16 protein-coding genes and 2 pseudogenes are annotated in these 21926 nt (G+C 71.5%); 9 read left to right on the top strand and 9 right to left on the bottom strand.

Translation table 11 applies throughout. From position 1 onward, the window contains the following. From OH804_RS28450 to OH804_RS28440, 3 genes are all read left to right on the top strand, one after another. A complete protein-coding gene (locus OH804_RS28450) occupies window positions 1–255 on the top strand; it encodes a MoaD/ThiS family protein (RefSeq protein WP_406060627.1) in 255 nt (84 codons plus the stop codon). Between the two features lie 13 nt (window positions 256–268). Further along, the gene (locus OH804_RS28445) at window positions 269–1513 is read left to right on the top strand and encodes a metallophosphoesterase (RefSeq protein WP_196920316.1); all 1245 of its coding nucleotides are present in this window, start codon (window positions 269–271) and stop codon (window positions 1511–1513) included. A gap of 61 nt (window positions 1514–1574) precedes the next feature. Further along, window positions 1575–4751, top strand: a complete 3177-nt coding sequence (locus OH804_RS28440) for a UvrD-helicase domain-containing protein (RefSeq protein ID WP_406060625.1) — start codon at window positions 1575–1577, stop codon at window positions 4749–4751. Between the two features lie 53 nt (window positions 4752–4804). Here OH804_RS28440 and OH804_RS28435 read toward each other — a convergent pair whose 3' ends face one another. After that, window positions 4805–5458, bottom strand: coding sequence for a prepilin peptidase (locus OH804_RS28435; RefSeq protein ID WP_406060623.1), 654 nt, complete (start codon window positions 5456–5458; stop codon window positions 4805–4807). A 10-nt stretch (window positions 5459–5468) separates the two neighbouring features. After that, window positions 5469–6473, bottom strand: coding sequence for an EamA family transporter (locus tag OH804_RS28430; RefSeq protein ID WP_406060622.1), 1005 nt, complete (start codon window positions 6471–6473; stop codon window positions 5469–5471). A gap of 540 nt (window positions 6474–7013) precedes the next feature. On the opposite strand from OH804_RS28430, the pseudogene OH804_RS28425 reads away from it, so the two are divergent. The 3 genes and pseudogenes from OH804_RS28425 to OH804_RS28415 form a co-directional block, all read left to right on the top strand. Further along, window positions 7014–7304, top strand: a pseudogene (locus OH804_RS28425) (hypothetical protein); the annotation flags it as partial. A gap of 500 nt (window positions 7305–7804) precedes the next feature. After that, entirely contained in the window at window positions 7805–8254 is a 450-nt protein-coding gene (locus tag OH804_RS28420; protein WP_406066700.1) for a hypothetical protein, read from the top strand. A gap of 154 nt (window positions 8255–8408) precedes the next feature. Continuing rightward, on the top strand, window positions 8409–9650 hold the full coding sequence (locus OH804_RS28415; RefSeq protein WP_196920321.1) for an ATP-binding protein: 1242 nt from the start codon (window positions 8409–8411) through the stop codon (window positions 9648–9650). A 23-nt stretch (window positions 9651–9673) separates the two neighbouring features. Here the strand turns inward: OH804_RS28415 and OH804_RS28410 are convergent, their stop codons facing one another. After that, entirely contained in the window at window positions 9674–10222 is a 549-nt protein-coding gene (locus OH804_RS28410) for an N-acetyltransferase (RefSeq protein WP_307788550.1), read from the bottom strand. Between the two features lie 133 nt (window positions 10223–10355). On the opposite strand from OH804_RS28410, the gene OH804_RS28405 reads away from it, so the two are divergent. After that, window positions 10356–10901, top strand: coding sequence for a DoxX family protein (locus OH804_RS28405; RefSeq protein WP_196920323.1), 546 nt, complete (start codon window positions 10356–10358; stop codon window positions 10899–10901). 215 nt (window positions 10902–11116) lie between these two features. Then, window positions 11117–12583, top strand: coding sequence for a glycosyltransferase 87 family protein (locus OH804_RS28400; RefSeq protein WP_406060619.1), 1467 nt, complete (start codon window positions 11117–11119; stop codon window positions 12581–12583). Between the two features lie 4 nt (window positions 12584–12587). On the opposite strand, the gene OH804_RS28395 is transcribed toward OH804_RS28400, so the two are convergent. The 6 genes and pseudogenes from OH804_RS28395 to OH804_RS28370 all read right to left on the bottom strand — a co-directional run. After that, on the bottom strand, window positions 12588–13016 hold the full coding sequence (locus OH804_RS28395; RefSeq protein ID WP_196920325.1) for a molybdenum cofactor biosynthesis protein MoaE: 429 nt from the start codon (window positions 13014–13016) through the stop codon (window positions 12588–12590). Further along, the gene (locus tag OH804_RS28390) at window positions 13013–14269 is read right to left on the bottom strand and encodes a molybdopterin molybdotransferase MoeA (RefSeq protein WP_406060617.1); all 1257 of its coding nucleotides are present in this window, start codon (window positions 14267–14269) and stop codon (window positions 13013–13015) included. The genes OH804_RS28395 and OH804_RS28390 overlap by 4 nt, the downstream gene beginning before the upstream one ends. Window positions 14270–14322: 53 nt before the next feature. Further along, window positions 14323–14793, bottom strand: coding sequence for a molybdenum cofactor biosynthesis protein B (locus OH804_RS28385; protein ID WP_406060615.1), 471 nt, complete (start codon window positions 14791–14793; stop codon window positions 14323–14325). Continuing rightward, window positions 14790–15281: a cyclic pyranopterin monophosphate synthase MoaC gene (gene moaC / locus OH804_RS28380; RefSeq protein WP_196920328.1), complete on the bottom strand. Its 492-nt coding sequence runs from the start codon at window positions 15279–15281 to the stop codon at window positions 14790–14792. The genes OH804_RS28385 and moaC overlap by 4 nt, the downstream gene beginning before the upstream one ends. 283 nt (window positions 15282–15564) lie before the next feature. After that, window positions 15565–18354, bottom strand: coding sequence for an ATP-binding protein (locus OH804_RS28375; RefSeq protein ID WP_406066698.1), 2790 nt, complete (start codon window positions 18352–18354; stop codon window positions 15565–15567). Window positions 18355–18384: 30 nt separating this feature from the next. Further along, a pseudogene (locus OH804_RS28370) lies at window positions 18385–18618 on the bottom strand (winged helix-turn-helix domain-containing protein); the annotation flags it as partial. A gap of 737 nt (window positions 18619–19355) precedes the next feature. Between OH804_RS28370 and OH804_RS28365 the strand changes: the two are divergent. Further along, complete coding sequence (locus OH804_RS28365) at window positions 19356–21887, top strand: putative bifunctional diguanylate cyclase/phosphodiesterase (protein ID WP_406060612.1); 2532 nt, start codon at window positions 19356–19358, stop codon at window positions 21885–21887. Window positions 21888–21926: the final 39 nt, after the last annotated feature.

The following is a 21926-nucleotide window of genomic DNA, read 5'->3' as shown; positions in this document are numbered from 1 at the left end:
GTGGAGGGGACACCACTGACGGTCCGCTACTTCGCGGGCGCCCGTGCCGCCGTCGGCCGCGCCGAGGAGGCCGTCTCCGCCGGGCGGTCACTCGACGACCTCACGGCCGAGCTGACCCAGCGCCACGGCGACCGACTCGCCGCCGTGCTGCGGGTGGCGAGTTTCCTCGTGAACGGCGTCACCTGTCATGATCGTCAGGCACCCCTACCGGCCGGGGCGACGATCGATGTCCTGCCCCCGTTCGCGGGCGGCTGAGGGAGGCGCACACATGATGGCGGTTCTGGGGTTCGTGGCTGTCCTGGCGCTGGTCACCGGTCTCATCCACCTCTACCTGTGGAAGCGGCTCGTTCGGGACACCACCACGCCGGGCCGCTGGCGACGGATCGGTGGGATCGCCGCTCTGGTGCTGGCTCTGCTCGTGCCGGTCACCCTCGCCGGGACGCAGGCCGGGCTGTACTGGCTCGCCTGGCCGGGCTACCTGTGGCTCGCGCTGATGTTCTACCTGCTGGTCGTACTGGTCGTGCTGGAAGTCCCGATGCTGGTCGCCCGGCTGGTGCTGCGCCGCCGGGTGGTTGCCGCGGAGCCGACCACCGCCGCCCCCGAGCCGGTGCTGGTCGGCGCCGCCGGGCCGACCGAGCCGCCGGCCGCCGGTGCTGTCGCGGCACCGGACCACGATCCGTCCCGTCGGTTGCTGCTGGCCCGTGGGGCGGCCATCTTCGCCGGCCTCACCGCCACCGGCGTCACCGGGTACGGCATCCGCACGGCGCTCGGCCCGCCCCACCTCGACCGGGTACGGATTCCGCTCGCCAAGCTCCCCCGCAGCATGGACGGCCTGCGCATCGCCACCGTCTCCGACATCCACCTCGGCCCGCTGCGCGGCCGGGCGCACACCGAGCGGATCGTCGCCGCGATCAACCGGCTCGACGCGGACATCGTCGCTGTCGTCGGTGACCTGGTCGACGGCTCCGTGGCCGAACTCGGCTCGGCCGCCGCGCCCCTGCGCGACCTGCGCTCCCGCTACGGCAGCTTCTTCGTCACCGGCAACCACGAGTACTACTCCGGCGTGGAGGAGTGGGTCCAGGAGGTCGACCGGCTCGGTCTGCGGGTGCTGCAGAACCGGCGGCAGGAGATCCAGGCCCGGGGCGGTGTGCTCGACCTGGCCGGGGTGAACGACCTCACCGCGGTGGGCACCGGCCTCGCCGCCGGGCCGGACTTCGCCGCCGCCCTCGGTGACCGCGACCCGAGCCGCCCCGTGGTCCTACTCGCGCACCAGCCGCTGGCGGCCAAGGAGGCGGCCCGCTACGGCGTCGACCTGCAACTGTCCGGGCACACCCACGGCGGGCAGATGGTGCCGTTCAACCTGGCCGTCGGGCTGGAGCAGCCGGTGGTCAGCGGGCTCGGCGAGGTCGACGGCACCAAGGTCTACGTGACAAACGGCGCCGGTTTCTGGGGGCCTCCGGTCCGGGTCGGGGCGGAGCCGCAGATCAGTCTGGTCGAGCTGCGCTCGGCATAGCGGAGGTCACGTCCGCGCGTGGCGGCGGGTGGCCGGCGCGGCGGGCGTGACAGGATGCGGCGTGCCCCCGTTCAGCGCCGTACCCCCCGGTGGCCTACCGCCATTCGTCGCGGACCTGCACATCCACTCGAAGTACTCGCGCGCGTGCAGCCGTGACCTCACCCTGCCGAACCTCGCGTGGTGGGCTCGGCGTAAGGGCATCGGCCTGCTCGGCACCGGCGACTTCACCCACCCCGCCTGGTACGACCACCTGCGGGAGACGCTGCGCCCGGCCGAGCCAGGGCTCTACCGGCTCGACCCGGAGGCGGAACGGGACATCGCCCGGCGGCTGCCACCCCGGCTCGCCGGGACGGCGGAGGCGGACCCGGTCCGCTTCATGCTGAGCGTGGAGATCTCCACCATCTACAAGCGGGACGACCGGACCCGCAAGGTGCACCACCTGATCTACCTACCGGACCTGGACGCGGTGGCCCGGTTCAACACCGCGCTCGGCCGGATCGGCAACCTCGGCTCTGACGGCCGGCCGATCCTCGGACTGGACTCCCGCGACCTGCTGGAGATCACCCTGGAGGCCAGCCCGGACGGCTACCTGGTGCCCGCGCACATCTGGACGCCCTGGTTCTCCGCGCTGGGCTCGAAGTCCGGCTTCGACGCGATCGCGGACTGCTACGCCGACCTGGCCGAGCACATCTTCGCCGTGGAGACCGGGCTCTCCTCCGACCCCGCGATGAACTGGCGGGTCGGCAGCCTGGACGGCTACCAACTGGTGTCCAACTCGGACGCGCACTCGCCGCCGGCGCTCGGTCGGGAGGCGACAGTGCTGACTGCCGAACGGAACTACTTCGCCGTTCGGGAGGCGCTGCGTACCGGTGACGGCCTTGCCGGGACGATCGAGTTCTTCCCGGAGGAGGGCAAGTACCACGCGGACGGGCACCGGCTGTGTGGGATCAACTGGTCTCCGGAGCGCACCCGGGCCGCCGGCGGGCGCTGCCCCGAGTGCGGCAAACCCCTCACCGTGGGTGTCCTCAGCCGGATCGAGGAGCTGGCGGACCGCCCGGACGGGCACCGGCCGGCGCACGCCCGGGACGTCACCCACCTGGTACCGCTCGCCGAGATCCTCGGCGAGATCAACAAGGTGGGTGCCCGGTCGAAGAAGGTCGAGGGGCGGTTCAACGAGCTGCTGGCCGCACTCGGCCCGGAGCTGGAGATCCTGACCACCACGCCGCTGAGCGACATCGCGCAGGCCGGTGGTGAGCTGCTCGCCGAGGGCATCGGGCGGCTGCGGCGCGGCGACGTGCGCCGGGTGCCCGGTTACGACGGCGAGTACGGCGTGATCACGCTCTTCGACAGGGCCGAGCTGGGCGCGCAGGAGACACTGTTCGACGTACCGGTGCCGGCGCAGCGACGGCCTGCGGAGTCGGCTCCCCGGGTCGCGGCCAAGCGCCCGGCGGCGAAGGCGGAGCCGAAGCGGAAGCCGACCCCGGCACCCGCGCCGCCGATCGCGTCGCCGCCGTCTCCGCACGAGCCGTTCGAGCCGATGCTCTCCGGCATGGAGGAGGTCGGCACCGGCCTGCTGGACCGACTGGACGCCATGCAGCGGGTGGCCGCCTCCGCACCCGGCGGCCCGCTGCTCATCGTGGCCGGCCCGGGCACCGGTAAGACCAGGACGCTCACCCACCGGATCGCGTACCTCTGCGCGGAACTGAACGTCTTTCCCGAGCACTGCCTGGCGATCACGTTCACCCGGCGGGCCGCCGAGGAGCTGCGGCACCGCCTCGACGGCCTGCTCGGCCCGGTCGCCGAGGACGTCACAGTCGGTACGTTCCACGCGCTGGGGTTGACCATCCTGCGGGAGAACGCCGACGCGGCAGGCCTTCCGGTCGACTTCCGGATCGCCGACGACGCCGAGCGGGCGGCAGCCCGCGCCGAGGCCGGCGACGACAGCGCCGCCTACACCTCGCTGCTCCGCAAGCAGGATCTGGTCGACCTGGACGAACTGGTGACCCTGCCGGTGGAGCTGCTGCGGGCCGACCGGAAGCTGGTCGAGCGGTACCGGGACCGCTGGCGGTGGATCTTCGTCGACGAGTACCAGGACGTCGACGAGGTGCAGTACGAGCTGCTGCGGCTGCTCAGCCCGGCCGACGGCAACCTCTGCGCGATCGGCGACCCGGACCAGGCGATCTACTCGTTCCGGGGTGCCGACGTCGGCTACTTCCTGCGCTTCTCCGAGGACTTCACCGACGCCCGGCTGGTCCGACTCAACCGCAACTACCGCTCGTCGGCCCCGATCCTGGCCGCCGCCGTGCAGGCCATCGCACCGTCCTCGCTGGTCCGGGGCCGACGACTGGACCCGGCCCGGCTCGACCCGGAGGCCCCGCTGGTCGGGCGCTACCCGGCGGCGTCGGTGGCCGAGGAGGCCGACTTCGTGGTGCGTACCGTCGACGACCTGGTCGGTGGGCTGTCGCACCGCTCGCTGGACTCGGGTCGCATCGACGGCCGGTCCACCTCGCTGTCGTTCTCCGACATCGCCGTGCTGTACCGCACCGACGCGCAGGCCGCCCCGATCGTGGACGCCCTGACCCGGGCAAACATCCCCGTTCAGAAGCGTTCCCACGACCGGCTGCGGGATCGGCCCGGGGTGGCTGCCATCGCCCGCGAGCTACGGCACGCCGACGGTCTGGCCGGCTCGCTGGCCGCCCGGGTGCGGCTGGCCGGTCAGGTGGTCGCCGAGCGGTTCGCAGTGCCCACCCTGGACGGCGCGGGCGGCACGGTCCGTCCCGAGGACGTCCGCTCGGCGGTGGACCTGCTGACCCCGCTGGCCCGACGTTGCGGCGACGACCTGGAGACCTTCCTGTCGCAGTTGGCCACCGGCGCGGAGGTGGACGCGCTGGACCCGCGTGCCGAGGCGGTCACGCTGCTCACCCTGCACGCCGCGAAGGGCCTGGAGTTCCCGGTGGTCTTCCTGGTCGGCGTCGAGGACGGGCTGCTGCCGCTGCGCTGGCCGGGCTCGACCCCCGACGAGGACGCCGTCGCCGAGGAGCGTCGGCTGTTCTTCGTCGGCCTGACCCGGGCCCAGGACCGGCTGTACGTGAGTCACGCCGCCCGTCGCACCCGCCACGGCACCGAGCGCGACTGCGCGCCCTCCCCGTTCCTCGGCACCATCGACCCGGGCCTCTTCGAACGCTTCGGCGAAGCCGAACCCCGCCGCCCCAAGGACCGCCAACTCCGCCTGATCTGACCGACGTCCCCGCCCCGCGCCCCGGCGCCCCGGCTGGGGCAGGGCGGGGTGTGTTAGTCGAGGAGGACGGCGAGCCAGGCGCCGGCCAGCAGGGCCGGGCCGAGGGGCAGCAGGGTGTTCCGGTGCACCTTCCGGGCGGCGAGCAGACCGAGGACCAGGCCGCCGTGCAGCAGATGCGGCAGGAGCAGCCCCGCCAGCAGGGCGTCCCGACCCGACCAGCCGAGCGGCAGGCCGAGGACGGCGGCGAGCTTCACGTCCCCGAAACCCAGCCGGGAGCCGGGCAGCACTGCCAGCAGCACGTGTGCCAGGCCCGCGACCGCCGCACCTCCCAGCGCGCCGAGCAGCCGGCCGGGAGTGCCGGACAGCAGCGCCGCAGCGGTCAGACCACCAAGGGCCAGCGTCCCGGCGACGAGGGCCAACGGGTCGGGCAGCCGCAGGCAGGCCAGGTCGACCCGGGCCAGCACCAGACCGACCGCCGCGACCGCCAGGAAGACCGGCAACGCCGGGTCGTCACCCACGGCGACGGCGAGGCAGACAAAGACGCTGGCCGCCACCACCGGGTCGCCCCAGGGCCGCCGGACCGGCTGCCGCCCCGGAAACGCCCGTGACCGGGCGTCCGGCGTGGTGAAGCGCCGCGACACCGGGGGTACGACGAGGCCGACCAGCGCACCGAGCAGCGCGATCGACACCAGCGCGGCGGCCGACATGGGCCGGACGTTACTGGCGGTCGCGCACCGGCGTGGCCCCCGAACGTGATCCCGTGCCCGCCCGACGCGGCCGTTCGGTGGACACCACCAGGGCGACCCCGACGACGATGACGGCACCACCGAGCAGCACCTGTGGGGTGATCGGCTCAGCCACCAGCAACGCGCCGAGCGCCACCGCGACCGCCGGGTTCACGTAGGCGTACGTCGACACCAGCGAGATCGGCGCGTTCTGCAGCAACCAGACGTACGCGGTGAAGGCCACCAGCGAACCGGCCACCATGAGGTAAACCAGTGCCAACCAGGACCGGGTGCTGACCTCCGCCGGGTGGAAGTCGGCCAGTTCGCCCCGACCGGCGGCGACGACCGCCAGCACCAGCGCGCCGGCCACCATCTCGTACACCGTGGCCACGAACGGGTCGGCGGGCATCCGGATCCGTCCGGACAGGAACGAGCCGGCCGACCACGAGGCGGCCGCCGCCACCACTGTCAACGCCCCGAGCAGCGGCACCGCTGCCGAACCACCGCCGGGCAGCACCAGCAGGATGAGGCCGACGAAGCCCACTGTGACCCCGGCGAACGTCCAGATCGGCGGCCGGTCCCCGGTGGCCGAACGCAACAGCACCACCAGCAGCGGCACCGTGGCCACCAGCAGCGCAGCGATCCCGGACGGCACCGCAACCCCCGGCGGTCCCGATTCAGCGAGCACCACCAGGCCGTTGCCACCAGCGAGCAGGAGCACCCCGACCAGCGCGGCCGAGCCGAGTTGCCGTCGGTCCACCCGCAGCGCGCCGGGACCTCGACGCAGTCGCAGCACCACCGCGAGGATCAGGCCGGCCACGGCGAACCGGAGGGTGGCCGACAGCAGCGGAGGCAGTGTCTCCACTGCGATCCGGATGGCCAGGTAGGTCGACCCCCAGAGCAGGTAGACCACGATCAACGCGGTCCAGATCAGGGTTGGCGTGGCGCTGGCGCGACGGCCGCCGAGGGCCGTGGCGCTCGGTGAAGGTGAGCTCATCAGTGGACCACGCTACGGTGACCTCGGAGTCCGCGTCCCGCTTTGGTGGCCGGCCTCTCACCACTCGTGCAGGAGGGCGGCATGACGAACTACGGACAACCGGGGGGCGGCCACCCGGGGCCGTGGCGTGGGCAGAGACCCGACGAGACGCCGGGTCACCCGGGGCAGCAGCCCTACCCGCCCGCGCCGGAGTCCTACCCGCCGGCGGTCCCGTCGTACCCACCCGCACCGCAGGGACGACCCGGGCCGTACGGCGGCCCGCCCACCCCGCCCTACGGTCCCGAGCCCCGCGCGCCCTACGGCGGCCCGTACCAGCCGACCCCGAACTACGGCGGGCAGCCGTACCGGCCCGACGAGCAGTACGGCGAGGATCCGGCACCACGCCGACGTGGTGGAGGGCCGCTGATCGCGGTACTGGCCGTCGTCGTCCTGCTGGTGGTGGCCGCCGCCGGCATGTTCTGGTTCCGCCGTGGGCAGAGCGACCCGGCGCCGGCAGCCGCGCCGAGCAACTCGGCCGCCGCCGGTGAGCCCAGCGCGGACGCGGTCGAGCCCACGCCGAGCGCCGCCGCGCCGGAGTCGTCGGCAGATCCCCGGTTCGCGAAGGTCGGCCAGTGCGTCCGTAACGACGGCACCGCCGGCGGCAAGCCCAAGCTGCTGATCAGCGGCTGTGCCGCCAAGTCGTACGAGGTGCTGAGCCGGATCGACGGCCCGACCAGCGGCGAGCGGGACGCCGAGGCCAAGTGCGGCAAGGTAGAGGGCTACACCAACTGGTACTTCTTCGACAGTGAGCTGGACACTCTCGACTTCGTCCTCTGCCTCAAGCAACGCTGAGACCACCCACCCCCGGGGATGACATGACGACCTACGGACCTGCGGGTTCCGATCAGCCGGACGACCAGTCCCAGCGCCCGCCCAGCGGGCCGGACAGCTCACCACCGGTCGACCCGACTCTGCCCCAGTGGAGCACCCCGCCGACCGCGGAGGACCCGACCCGGCAGCAGTGGGGTCCGCCGCCGACCGACGCGGAACCACCGACGGCACCCATGTGGGCGCCGCCGCCCACCGACCCGGAGCCGCCGACCACGCCGATGTGGGCGCCGCCGCCCACCTCGGGCTCGGGATACCCACCACCCGGCCCGTACCCGCCGGCCGGCCCGACCCCGCCCTCGTCGGGGCCGGGTTACCCGCCGGCCGGGCCGACACCGCAGTCCGGGCCGTTCCCACCGCCCGGGCCGTACCCACCGGCGGGCCCGATGCCCGGTCAGCCGGCCGGCCCGATGCCGGGTCAGCCGCCCGCGCCGTGGGGTCAGCAGCCGCCCGGCGGCTACGGGATGCCACCCGTTGCGCCGGTGAAGAAGACCGGCCGCAACGTCGCTCTCATCATCACTGTGGTGGTGCTGCTCGTCCTCTGCCCGTGCCTCGGCCTGGCCGGCTGGGCGGTCTGGAAGGTGGCCGACGCTGGCAGCGACGCCGCGCGTACCCCGTCGACGAGCGCCCCGGTCGTGCCACCCGCTCTGGCCAGCGACGCCCCGACGTCGGCCGCGCCGACTCCGGACGAGGAGTTCGCGCGGGGTGACTGCGTGGTGAACGACGGCAGCGAGGACGACGCTGAGCTGCGCAAGGTGCCGTGCGGCCCGAACACCTATCAGGTGCTGCTGCGGATTCCGGCGACCACCGACGGCGACCGGTGCGAGACGCTCGCGCCGCAGGCGACAGCGAACTACGTGCACGACAACTCGGTCGACCTGTTCGACTACGTGCTCTGTCTGAAGAAGCGCTAGCCCGATCCGGCCGATCGGGTCCGATTGCCAAAACTAGGGCTGTCTAGCGTGGACGCTAGACAGCCCTAGTTTGTGGTCGACGGTCTCGACACGCCGGTACCCTCATCTATCCATGTCTAGCCTCGCAGCTAGATGGCCCGATAATCTGCGATGCGTGGATCCGGTCCGCAACCCGTACGCGCCGGGCGCCGGCCAGCGTCCGCCCGAACTCGCCGGGCGGGGGCGGGAGCTCGACGTCTTCGACATCGTGCTCGAGCGCATCGCCCGGGGCCGACCCGAGCGCAGCCTGATGCTCACCGGGCTGCGGGGCGTCGGCAAGACGGTCCTGCTCAACACCCTCCGGTCGCAGGCGATCAACCGACTCTGGGGCAGCGGCAAGATCGAGGCCCGACCGGATCAGTCGCTGCGCCGACCGGTCGCCGCCGCGCTGCACATGGCGGTCCGGGAGCTCGCCCCCCGCCACCGCGCACCGGACCGGATCGACGCGTTCCTCGGCGTCCTCAAGGCGTTCGCCCAGCGGTCCACCCCGACCGGCCGGTCCGGTGCCGCCACCAAACTGCGCGACCGGTGGCAACCCGGCATCGACGTGCCAGCCGCCAGCGGCCGGGCCGACTCCGGCGACATCGAGATCGACCTGGTCGAGCTGTTCAGTGACGCCGCCGCCGTGGCCAGCGACGTCGGCACCGGCATCGCCATCTTCATCGACGAGATGCAGGACCTCGGCCCGGAGGACGTGTCCGCGCTCTGCGCCGCCTGTCACGAGCTGTCCCAGCTCGGCGCGCCGCTGATCGTCGTCGGCGCCGGCCTTCCGCACCTGCCGGCCGTGCTCAGCGCCGCCAAGTCGTACTCCGAGCGGTTGTTCCGCTATCAACGCATCGACCGGCTCGACCGGATCGCCGCCGACCGGGCGCTCTGCGCGCCCGCCGAGCGCGAGGAGGTCGAGTACGAGCAGAAGGCCCTTGACCTGCTCTACGAGAAGTCCGGCGGCTACCCCTACTTCGTGCAGGCGTACGGCAAGGCGACCTGGGATCATGCGCCGCGTTCGCCGATCACCGCGGCCGACGTGCGGGTCGCGGCGCCCGAGGCGGAGGCCGAACTGGCGGTCGGGTTCTTCGGGTCCCGGTTCGAACGGGCCACTCCCGCCGAACGCGAGTACATGCGGGCGATGGCCATGATGTCAGCGGTCGAGGGCGAGCCCGGCGCGGTGGTCCGCGACGACATGGACGCCGCGGTGCCCACCGCGGAGATCGCCCGTGCCCTGGGTCGCAAACCGGCCAGCCTTTCCCCAGCCCGGGACGCGCTCATCAAGAAGGGCTTGATCTACTCCGGGGAACGGGGCACCGTCGCCTTCACGGTCCCGCACTTCGGCCGGTACCTGCGGACCCAGCCGGCCTGACCGCCAACCACGGGCCGGCCCGGTCAGACCTTCGACCAGGGCGCCGGAAAGAGCACCTCACCGCGCGGCGGCGTGCCCTCCTCGCTGGTGGACGGCGGCAGCACCAGCGCCTGCCAGGGCTCACCGAGGCCGGCCCACGGGCCGGTCAGGCCCAGCTCACTCGCCGGGCCGAACCCGAACCGGCGGTAGAAGGCCGGGGCGCCGAGGACGACGACGAGCCGCTCGCCCAGCTCGGTGGAGGCGTCCAGGGCGGCCTGCACGACCGCCGTGCCGTGCCCGACTCGCTGTCGGTGCGGTGCGACCGCCACCGGGCCGAGCGCCAGGGCGGGCACGTCCGAGCCCCGCTCCGGCCGCAGCCGCACCCTCGTGAGCAGCGCGTAACCGACGACCTCACCGCCGTACTCGGCGATCATGGCCAGTTCCGGCAACCAGGCGGTGGTGTCGCGCAGCTCGTCGACCAGGCTGACCTCCGGTGGCGTCGCCACGTCCGGGCGGGCGAAGGCGGCGGCCAGGACGCGGCGGACCGGGCCGGCGTCGGCCGGGTCCTCGGGGCGTAGCCGCAGCGTGGTCACCCGCGCGACGTTACCCGCCAGCTCCCGTCCATCAGTGACTGTCGCTCGATTCGGCGTGGCGTACGTGTACGAACACCAATCCGATCCTGCGGTTGACGGGGTAGCAAACGCCGCGACGGGGTATGACTGATCCATGACGCCCGTACGCTCCCTCGCCCGCGCCATGCTGAGCGGCATCTTCGTGGTCAGCGGGTATCGCAACTTCCGCGCCCCCGGCCGGCTGGCGGTGGCCGCGAAACCGGTGACCGACAAGGTCGCACCCGTGCTGAAGAAGGCGCACCCGAGCTTCCCCACCGAGACCGAGACGTTGATCCGGCTCAACGCGGCCGTGCAGGTCAGCGCGGGTCTGATGCTGGCTACCGGCCGGTTCAGTCGGCCGGCGGCGCTGGTCCTCGCCGGCACGCTGGTGCCGGTGACCATCGCCGGGCATCCCTTCTGGAACAACGACGACCCGATCGCCAAGAACAACAACCAGATTCACGTCCTGAAGAACCTCGGGCTCCTCGGCGGTCTGCTGCTCGCCGCGGCGGACACCGGCGGCAAGCCCGGTCTGCGGTGGCGGACGGGTCATCGCATCGGCCACTCTCGACGTTCCATGCAACGTGCCGTCCGGACGGCCCGACGCGAGGCCCGCATCGCCGTCCGCTCGGCGTCCACCGCACGTCGACTTCCCGGCTGACCTGCGTCGATCCGTCTCTGTCTCACCCCCACCCCCCGCTAAGGCGACGAATTACCTGAACCACCCGGTAGGCGTTAACGCGGTGGAAATGTCAAAAACATGTGTGGGATCGGACACGGTCGCATAACGCGGGAGGCACTGACGTGAGGCGCCGTTCTAGGCTCCGTGCAGGACCTGGACGGGTAGGACGACCTTGGTACGGGGGTGGCCACGCCATGCCGACGGCTGTCGGTAGACGGGCGGACCGCCTCGCCCCAATCCAACGTGTGACACGCGGGATCGACCGCGTGACGCGCGGGATCGATCGCAGGAACGTCGTACGGGGCGCCATCGTGGCCGCCGTCGCCTATGCCGCATGGCTCGCCATCGGCACCTTCGGGCGGCCGTACAACTTCTTCGACATGAAGATCTACCACGGTGCCGTGGTGTGGTGGGCGAGCGGTCACGAGCTCTACGAGTTCATCGCGCCCGGAACAACCCTGGGTTTCACCTACCCACCCTTCGCCGGGTTGGTCATGCTGCCGATGGCGCAGCTGCCGATCGGCGCGGCCGGCATGGTCAACGCCGCCGCCAGCATCGCCGCGTTGGCGCTGGTGCTGGCCGGGCTGCTCCGACCCATCGTGGACCGGCTGGGGTGGCCATTGTGGTTCACGGTGGCCCTGGCGGTGCCCCTCGCGGTCGCCATCGAGCCGGCCCGGGAGACGCTCGGCTACGGCCAGGTCAACATCCTGCTCTTCGCCCTGATCATGGCTGACCTGATCGGCCTCCGCTGGCGGTCCCGCCGGGGCACCCACTACGCCGCCACCGACGGCCCGCTGTTGCGCTTCATCTACGGCGGGGCCTGGGCCGGGGCCGGTATCGGCCTCGCCACCGCGGTCAAGCTCACCCCGGCGCTGTTCATCGCGTACCTGCTGATCACCCGTCAGTGGCGGGTGGCTGCCACCGCCATCGGCACCACGATCGGCGTGACGGTGGCGACCTTCGCGATCGTCGGTGACGAGTCGCGGACCTACTTCGGCAGCGTGCTGTGGCAGACCGAACGGGTCGGCGCGGCCGACATGACTCCCAACCAGTCCCTCGCCGGTCTGCTCGCCCGGCTGTACGACTCGATCGAGACCCCGGGGCTGCTGTGGCTGGCCTTCTCGGTCCTGGTCCTGGCGCTGGGCCTGTCCCGGGCGGCCAGTTCCCGCGCCGACGGTGACGAGCTGACCGCCTTCACGCTTGTCGGTCTCACAGCGAACGTGATCAGCCCGATCTCCTGGACGCACCACCTGGTCTGGGTGATCCCGGCGATCATCGTGCTGGCCGACGCCGCCGTACGTCGCCGCGAGGCGAGCCGGGGGATGCCGCAGCGCACCGGCCAGGGGCCGGTCTTCGGCGGTCTACCAGGGGTCAACGGGCTACGGCCGCCGATCTGGTACCCGACGCTGACCGGGCTCCGCCACGGCGTCGCCGCGATCGGGCTCTACCTACTCTTCCTGATCTCGCCGATCTGGCCGTACGAACACCAACTGCCGGAGATGTCGCACTACCAGGACGGCCTGTTCGGTGCACTGATGGAGAACTCGCTGGCGCTCGCGCTGATCGTGCTGGTCGCCGCGCTGCCCTGGCGCCCCGGCGCGGAGCCGGCGTTCTACGGCGACCGGCTCGCCAGGGCAGTGGTGGTCAACGGCCACCGCTGAGCGGTCAGGGACAGTTGACCCATTCCTCGGTGCCGTCGGTGAAGACCTGCCGCTTCCAGATGGGCAGTCGCGCCTTGACCTCGTCGACCAGCCGGGCGCAGGCCGCGAAGGCCGCCGCCCGGTGCGCGGTGCTCACCGCGGCTACCAGCGCCACGTCCCCGATCGCCAGGGGGCCGACCCGGTGCGACACCGCCACCGCGTAGACGTCGGGCTCAGCGGCGATCTCGGCGGCCACCTCGCGGAGCACCTGTGCGGCGCTCGGGTGCCCTTCGTACTCCAGGCTGGTGACCTGGCGGCCGTGGTCGTGGTCGCGGACCACGCCCTGGAAGGACACCACGGCGCCGGCCCGGCGGTCGGCGACCGCCGCCTCGTGCGTGGCGAGGTCCAGCGGCTGGTCGGTGACCTCGCCGAAGGTGATCGTTGGTGCGGTCACGACGCACGCTCCCCGGGAAACAACGGCAGTGGCACGATCGGCACCCGGTCGCCCGGCTCGCCGCTGGTGCCGGGTCGGATGACCGCGAACCCGTCCGCGCCGGCCAGGCCGCGCAGCATCGCCGAACCGACGTGGCGGACCGGGAACGCGACGCCGGCGGCCCGGTCCAGTCGGACCAGCGCCAGGTGGGTGTGGTCGCCGCGACCGGGCACCGCCTCGGCCAACGTGACCTGCGGCAGCAGCGGCATCGACCGGCCCTGGAGGCCGGCGAGCAGCGGGGCGACCAACGACACCAGCGCGACGATGGCGGACTGCGGGTTGCCCGGCAGCCCGGCCACGAACCGGGCGCGCCCGTCGGGGCCGGTCAGCCGGGCCAGCAGCATCGGGAAGCCGGGGCGGACGGCCACCGTGTTGACCACGTAGTCGGCGCCGAGCGCCTCCAGGGTCGGGTGCAGGTGGTCGACCGGGCCGTTCATCGTGCCGCCGGTGGTGCAGACCAGATCGGCGTTGGACAGCGCCGAGCGCAGGGCCGCCACGTGCGCGGGCAGCGTGTCCGCCACCGGGCCGACCACGTCGGATGGGCGGACCTGGCAGCCGTACCGTCGCAGCCACGCCGGCACCGCGGGCCCCAGCGCGTCGCGGATGCGACCGGCGGCGGGCGGACCCGCCGTCAGCAACTCGTCGCCGAAGACCAGCAGCGCGGCACGCGGCGCCCGCCGGACCCGCAGCGTGTCGTGCCCGCAGGCGGCCGCCAGGCCGATCACCGCCGGGTCGACCGGCGTGCCGACCGGCAACAACTCCTCATCGGCGTACGCCTCCTCGCCGGGTTTCCGCCACTCGGGCGCCTCCCGGGGAACGCCGCTGACCAGGCCGTCAGCGATTGTCGACTCTTCCACGCGCAGCACGGCGGTGGCGCCCTCGGGCACCATCGCACCGGTCGCGATCTCGACTGTGGTGTCGTCCTCGGTGAGCGGCGCGGGGGTGCTGCCGGCCAGGACCCGACCGACGACGCGCCACGGCCCACGGCCGCGCACCGCCCAGCCATCCACGCTGGAGGTGGGGAACGCCGGCAGGTCGGTGCGGGTGGTCAACGGCTCGGCCAGGGTCGACCCGTCGGTGTCGACGAGTGGTCGGGCGGTGGCGGGCAGCGCGGCGGCCAGACCGACCGCGTAGACCCGCGAACGCGCTTCCTCCCACCCGGCTGGCGGAGGTGCGGCGACCCGATCCGCTGTGGGTGCGGTTTCCGTGCTCACCGGCCGAGCCTATCGGCACTGACCGACACCCGCCCGGGCCTGGCGCGCACCGGTCAGTGGTCCCCGCCGCGAAGCTGGTCGACGGTGTGCCCGAGGATCGGCCCGAGGACGGCCAGACCGTCCCGGGCGCCGCCGGTCGAGCCGGGCAGGTTGACCACCAGCATCCGGCCGGCGACCCCGGCCAGGCCCCGGGACAGCACCGACGTCGGCACCCGGTCACGGCTGTGCGCGCGGATCGCCTCGGCGATGCCGGGGATCTCGTAATCCAGCAGGCCACGGGTCACGTCAGGTGTCCGATCCGACGGGGTCACCCCGGTGCCGCCGCTGGTCACCACCACGTCGACACCGTCCGCGCGGGCGGCCCGCAAGGCGTCACCGACCGGCTCACCGTCGGGCACCACCACCGGCTCGTCGACCTGGCAGCCCAGCTCGCGCAGGCCGGCCACGAGCAGCGGCCCGCTGGTGTCGGCGTAGACACCGGCCGCGGCCCGATTGGAAGCGACGATCACCCGAGCCCGGATCACGGCCGGTCCTCCGGACGAACCCACTCGCCGGTCTTGCCGCCCTCCTTGCGCAGCACCCGGACCGCCTCCACCGAGGCCGCCGGGTCGACCGCCTTGACCATGTCGATCAGGGCGAGACCGGCGACAGCAACCGCCGTCAACGCCTCCATCTCCACCCCCGTCCGGTCCGCAGTGCGGGCAGTGGCAGTGATCTCCACGGTGTCGGCGGTCAGCGTCAGGTCGACTGTGACACCGTGCAGGGCGATCGGGTGGCAGAGCGGGATCAGATCCGGAGTGCGCTTGGCCCCCATGATCCCGGCCAGCCGCCCGACGGCCAACGCGTCACCCTTGGGCAGCCCGTCGCGATGCAACAGGTCGATGACCTCGGGTGTGGTCCGCAAACGGCCGGCCGCGACGGCCAGCCGCCCCGTCACCGCCTTGGCGGAGACGTCGACCATGCGGGCCGCGCCGGCGCGATCGACGTGGCTGAGCTGCGCAGGTTCGGTCACGGTCGTGAGCCTATCGGTGCGGTACGACGGTGGTCGGAAGGAGCGGCGTCACGCTGACGGCCGCACCGGGTGCTGACGGCGCAACGGCCCCGACGCCGCTCCTCCCTCACCAACCCACCGCCGAGGTCGCTGGGGGGACCCGGCAGCGGGTGCGTGTCGACGACCCGGTTCTGCCCACGGGCAGAACCTCCCCCGTTCGCCGATACGGCCGAGAAGTTACCGGGCCCGGCGATAAGAAATCGATAAGAGCCGTTTTGCCTGGTCAGGGCCCCGAATCCACCGTTCAGGAAGCCAGTTCGGCGAGACGGCGTTCGGCCTCGAAGCGCTCCGGCACCCCCATCCGCCGGAAGATCGCCAACGCCCGCTCCCAGTGCCGCCGCGCCTCGACCGGGTCCGTGCGGACGAAGTGTTCGGCCAGCCCGGCCAGGGCCCGACCCTGCTCGTGTGGGTGCGCGATCCGAGTAGCCAACCGCAACGCCTCCTGGTGCACCTCGAACGCCTCGCCACTCCGCCCCTGCGCCAGCAGGGTCCGCCCGAGTTCGTTCAGCGCGGCCGCCTCGACGTGTCGCTCCCCTGAACCGATCGACAGATTCCGCGCCAACTCGTGCTCCTGCTGGGCCTCCACCAGACGACCCAGACCGCGATAGGCGATCCCGAGGTCGTTGCGCACCTCAGCCTCGGCGTACCGGTGGCCGGTGCGATCGCGTAGCGCTAACGAGGCCAGGAGTATTCGGATCGCCTGCGGCAGATCGCCCATTCGGACCCGCACGGCGCCGATGTGGCTGAGGGCGTTGAGTGTGTGGAAGACGTCGGAGTTTGTCCGGGCCCACGCCAGGTGCAGGCGATGCAGGCGCAACGCCTCCTCGTAGCGACCCAGTGAGGTAAGTGCCATGCCGAGGTTCGGCAGCGCCATCGGCACCTTGGCTTTGCCGTATCCCTTGTAGTCACGCAAGCGCTCAAGACCGACCCTCACCGCTCCAGTCAGGTTGCCGCTCCAGTAGTAGACAGCGGCGAGATTGGCGCGGTACCGCGCGGTTCTGAGCACGTCCCGCGAGTCTTTGGAGAGGGCGACAGCGCGGGTCAAATGGTGCAGTGCTTCCCGGTTTTCGCCAGTCCGGATATATCCGGAAGCGAGGTAGTTGCTCATCAAGGCCGCTGCACCGACGTCCCCGGATGCGTCCGCTGCGGTCAGCGCGTGCCGGTGGGTCGTAATGATGTCCTCGAAGTATCCGCGGATGTAACAGAATCGCCAGAGGGCACGGGCCAGCCGCCACGAGTGCTCGTGGAAGCCCTCATCGAGCGCTGCCCTTACCATCGTTACCAGGTCCGTCCGCTCCGCTTCCAACCAGTCAGCGGTGGGCGCCCCGATCGCGTCGACCAACTCAGGTCGCCCGAACGGGAGATGTGTGACGCGAGATTCCAGGTCGTTGAGCTCCAGCGTCTTGGCGACCTCCAAAGCCACCGCCAGAGTGAAGTCGAACAGGTGAGCCAAACCGGCCTTTCGGTCGCTCGCGGAGTCGGTACGCGAACACAGCTCGATGGAGTACTGCCGCATGAGGTCGTGCAGTCGATATCGCGTCGAGTCCAGGTCCTCCACCAGGTTCCTGTCGACGAGGTCGTCGAGCGCCGCGCGAGCCTCCGTGATCGTCAGCCCGGTCAGCGCGGCGGCTGCCGGCACGCCGAAGCGACTGCCGGGGTACAGACCCAGGAACCGGAAGACACGCTTGGTCGAACTCGTGAGCGGCTCATAGGAAGCGGCGAAGGCCCCGGTGACGGTGCTCTCCTCCTGAGCCAGATGGTGCAGCACTGGAGCGTCGCCAGCCATCTGCCCGGCCAGGTCCGCCAACCGCCAGCCGCGCCGATGCGCCAGCCTGGCACCGGCCAGCCGAATCGCCAGAGGGAGGTACCCGCACCGACGCACCACCTCGGCGGCCGCCTCCGGTTCGGCCTCGACCCTGTCCCGGCCGACGCTCACGCGGAGCAGATCCACGCTCTCGTGGGGGCTCATCACCGGCAGCGTCCGCGACGGTCCGGCATCCGGATGGGAGAGCCGTCGCCGCGAGGTAACCACCAGAACGGTGGTCGGCTCCGCCGGCAGCAGGGGCATGATTTGCTCGCTGCTCGCGGCGTTGTCGAGAACCACCACTGCCCTGCGGCGGGCCAGCTCCTGTCGCCACAACTCCACTCTGTCGTCGAACTCCACCGGAACCCGGTCGGCCGGCACCCCAAGCTGTCGAAGCAGGGTGAACAAAGCGCCCGCCGGCTCGATCCGGTTCTTGTCACCGTGCCCGCACAGGTCGATGAACAACGCGGCGTCCGGGTATCGATCGGACAGCCGACGGGCGAGGTGCACGGCGAGGGCCGTCTTCCCGCTGCCCGCCATGCCGTCGATGATGTGTACGGCCGGCACCCGCTCCTCGACCCGCCGGGTCTCCGCCAGCAGCCGCAACACCACGTCCTCCCTGCCGACGAAGTCGGTGACCGCCCGGGGAAGGTGATCCACCGGGCTGATCCGGTCCGCCTCCTCCGATGCCGCGCCGACCGGCACACCCGCCCCGACCGCTACCGAGCGCGCCCGGCCAACTCCCGCAACCCGTACGGTGGCCCGCCCCGAACCTGGGCGCGACATCGCCGTGACGATGGAGCGGCGCAACTCCTCAAGGTTGCCCCCGGGGCCCACACCCAGCTCCGTGGTCAGTGTTGTTCGGATCTCGTCGTACACCGCCAGCGCCTCCGCGTTGTCCCCGCGCTCGTGCAGGGCCCGCATGAGGAGGACATGGGTCGGCTCACGGAGAGGATGGCGGGCCACCACTTCGCGCAACAGCGGAATTGCCAGGTCGTCCCGGCCCGATCTCAGTTGGACGTCGGCGAGAAGCTCCACGGTCAACAGCCGCTCCTCCTCGGCGGCGATGGTCCGGGAGGTGAGGACGGGCCCGAACGGAACACCGGCGAGCATCGGTCCCCGCCACCGAGCCAGGGCGCGCCCCAGCAGCTCGCGGGCGCGGTCCAGTTGGCCAACCGTCAGCGCTTCCCGACCCGCGTTCCGTTCCAGCTCGAAGCGAAAGACATCCACCCGTTCCGGGTCGACTACGAGCCGATAGCCGTTGCGTTGGCGCTCGATGGCGTCACGACCGGCCGGGTGAGCCTCGAAAGTCCGGCGCAGATTGGCGGCATAGGTCCGCACATTCGCTACGGCCGATCGCGGTGGGCGATCGGCCCATAACTCATCGACGAGGTCGTCCACTGTCACCAGTCGACCGGGCTGAACGGCGAGCATTGCGAAGATTGCCTGCTGCTTGGGTGTACCAAGGCGCAGCGTGCGGGTAGACAGTTGCACCGAAAGGCCGCCCAGAACCTGAATCTCCACCCGCCCCCGCCAGCCGTATCAGGTATTCAGCCGATCACGCAACGGAGTGTACGACCCCGTGGGGTGGCGCACCGCTTACGGGGCGATACGAACGACGTTCGGTGTGTAGGAGTAACGGGAGGAGCTGCGCGAATGCCAGTCCAGGACCGCACGGTGCCGGCAGCAAGTTGCACCCCCGCCTGCCGAAACGCGATTATTCACCCGTCGTCGCCAAGAACCCGGGCGAAGGCTGGTGCCATTACCTGCCCCGCTGGGCGCCCTCGGCCGCACCAACTCTGCCCATGCCGCCCTCACGCTTGACCAAACTCCGGATGAGGTAACTCCTGAGGAGCCCTCAGACTCAACGAATAAGGAGTCCCATAACCTCGTCAGATACCGTCCGCAGTTGCAAGGTGCCACTTGAATCCAACGCCGGCAAGCTCGACCGCACTCCGTTCAGTAACGATGGACAGAACGTGATAAACGGGCGTCAACTTGGCTAATGTTGCGCATACCGACATTTATTTCTTCTAGCCTGCCCTTCCGCCTCTTAAGCTGCCTTTCGGAGGAAGACCTCCCCATCACGGGACAGGTACTCCAATTGTCGCAGCGGGAGAAGGGGGCAACGCGATGCGTGGCACCGACTGGAACTGACAAGTTCGACACAGGACTTCTGAGGGCCCGAGCAGTAGGCTGCGAGAACGCGCAGGCAGTCCTTCGGGAGCGGCATGACCCTTCCTCAGCGACGAGAGATTGAGACCGATCGGCGGCTGTTGCTGCTCGTCGGTCTCGTCGTCGTTGTTGCCGCGGTCATCGTCGCCACGTCACTTCCGGCCGCATGGCGTTCGGCGAAGCTGGAGACGGTGAGCGACGCCGCAGTCCTGCTCATGCTCACGCTCATGATCGCGTTGGGCACGCTGGTCAAGGCTCGCGTACGGATCCGGTCGACGACTCAGTCGATCAGCTGGAACGAGACAGCGATCATCGTCGGTGCGGCCATCGCTCCGACCTCGGTGGTAGTGCTCTGCACCGCAGTCGGGATCGCCCTCGCCTCGCTTCGCCTCACACCGATAAAGCTGGCCTTCGGTATCGGCAAGAACGTCATCGTCGCCTGGGGCGCTGGCACGGCACTCGCGATGACAACCTGGACCTGGCCGCCCACCGGGACGGCCCCCCTGATGCTGCTGGGGCCGTTGGCGCTCGCCTACCTGGTCGCGGCGCTCTTGGACGATCTGCTCGCCATCCCGGTCATCGCACTCGCCTCCCAGACCAGGATCGCGAAGCACTTCCGCAGCAATCTCGACCTTCGGCTCGCTGGCTTCGCCGTGCGGTTCGCCGTTGCGGCCTGCACGCTGCTGATCATCCGGATGGACCCCCGGCTACTGCTCGCCGTCCCACCTCTGGTCCTGAGCCTGCACCTGGCCTACTCCGCACGCATTCGAGGCCGCACCGAGCAGCAGGCGTGGCAGCGGCTGGCCCGCACCACCGACGCGCTCAACGTGGTCGACCTGGACAACGTCCTCACCACCGCGGTCATCCAGGCCGCCGAGCTGTTCTCCGCCGACGAGGTCGAGATCGAGCTGCGCGACGGCGGCCGCACCGTGCGCGGTGGCACCGGCGGCATCACCTTCGACGGGCCGACCGGCACGCCCACCGACGTGGACGGCACCATCGTCCCCGCGCCGCTGGAAGGACATGACCGGACCGTCGACGTCGGCATGCTCCGACTGCGCTTCCGCGGCCCGGTGCAGCTCTCCGAGCGGGAGCAGTACACCCTGCGCACCTTCGCCTCGGCGCTCTGCACGGCCGTCCGCAACGCGCAGGCGTACGCCGAGCTGGCCCGGGTCGCCGACGAGCACGCGTACGCGGCCTCGCACGACGCGCTGACCGGCCTGGCCAACCGCCGACACCTCCTCGACGAGGGCACCGAGCAGTTGAGCACCCGGCACGCCGACGGGGTGACCGCGCTGGTGCTGATCGACCTCAACCACTTCAAGGAGGTCAACGACACGCTCGGGCATGCCGCCGGCGACCAGGTGCTGGTGCAGGTGGCCGACCGGTTGCGGGGTGCGGCCCAGGCGACCGACCTGGTGGCCCGCCTCGGCGGCGACGAGTTCGCCGTACTCCTGCGGGGTCTGCCGGCCCCGGCGGTGGCCGCGCACCGGGCCGAGACGCTGCTCGCCGCCCTGCACGAGCCGTTCGAGTTGGATGGCATGCGAATCAGCGTCGAGGCCAGCGGCGGGATCTCCGGCGCCCCGTCCAACGGCGGCATGGCCGAGTTGCTGCGCCGCGCCGACGTGGCCATGTACCAGGCGAAGCGGGCCGGGCAACGGATCTCCACGTACGCCCCGACCCGGGACACGGCCGACCTCGGCCGCCTCACTCTCGGCGGTGACCTGCCGCGCGCGGTCGCCGACCACGAGTTCGTGGTCAACTTCCAACCGATCGTCGACCTGGGCACCGGTGAGGTGACCAGCGCTGAGGCGCTGGCCCGCTGGCACCACCCCACCCACGGCATGATCGACCCGCTGCGGTTCCTGGAGGCGGTGGAACGTTCGGGCCTGCTACCGGCCTTCGCCGAGGCGATCCTCGACCAGGCGCTGATCGCGGCGGTCAGTTGGCGCGATGCCGGCTTCGACGTACCGGTCGCGGTCAACGTGTCCCCGCGCAGCCTGCTCGACGCGCGGTTCCCCGGCTCGGTGCTGGCCCGTCTGCGCGCCCACGACCTACCACCGGACCGGCTGGTCCTGGAGTTGACCGAGACGCTGACCCTCAGCCAACTCGACGTGGTCGACCGGGTGCTCAGCCGGCTACGCGACGAGGGAGTCCGGTTGGCGTTGGACGACTTCGGCACCGGCTACTCCTCGCTGTCGCTGCTCTCCCGGATCCCCGTGCACGAGCTGAAGATCGACCGGAGCTTCGTGACGACGATGGAGAGTTCGGCGGAGGCCGCCGCCGTCATCCGTTCCACCCTCGACCTGGGTCGCAGCCTCGACCTGGACGTGGTGGCCGAGGGCGTGGAGAGCGAGCCGCAGCGGCGCGCCCTCTGGGAGTTGGGCTGCGTCGCCGGCCAGGGGCACCTGTTCGCCCGGCCGGTGCCGTCCGGCACCCTGCTCGCGGCGATGCAGCGCGGTTCGGGCGGCCGACCGGGCACCCTGGCCGCGCCGCTGCACGACGCCGGGGCGGTGATCCGGCTGAGCCAGAACCGCCGCCAGGCCGGCCGTTCCCGGCCGGACCGCCTGCCACACCTGCCCGCCTGAGCAGGCATCGGCCCACTACGCGGACAGCCCGGTCTGCCA

This window comes from Micromonospora sp. NBC_00860 (assembly GCF_045207375.1).
Lineage (GTDB): Bacteria > Actinomycetota > Actinomycetes > Mycobacteriales > Micromonosporaceae > Micromonospora > Micromonospora vinacea.
Note: the sequence above shows the minus strand (reverse complement) of the source record. Positions and strands in the feature narration are given on the sequence as shown.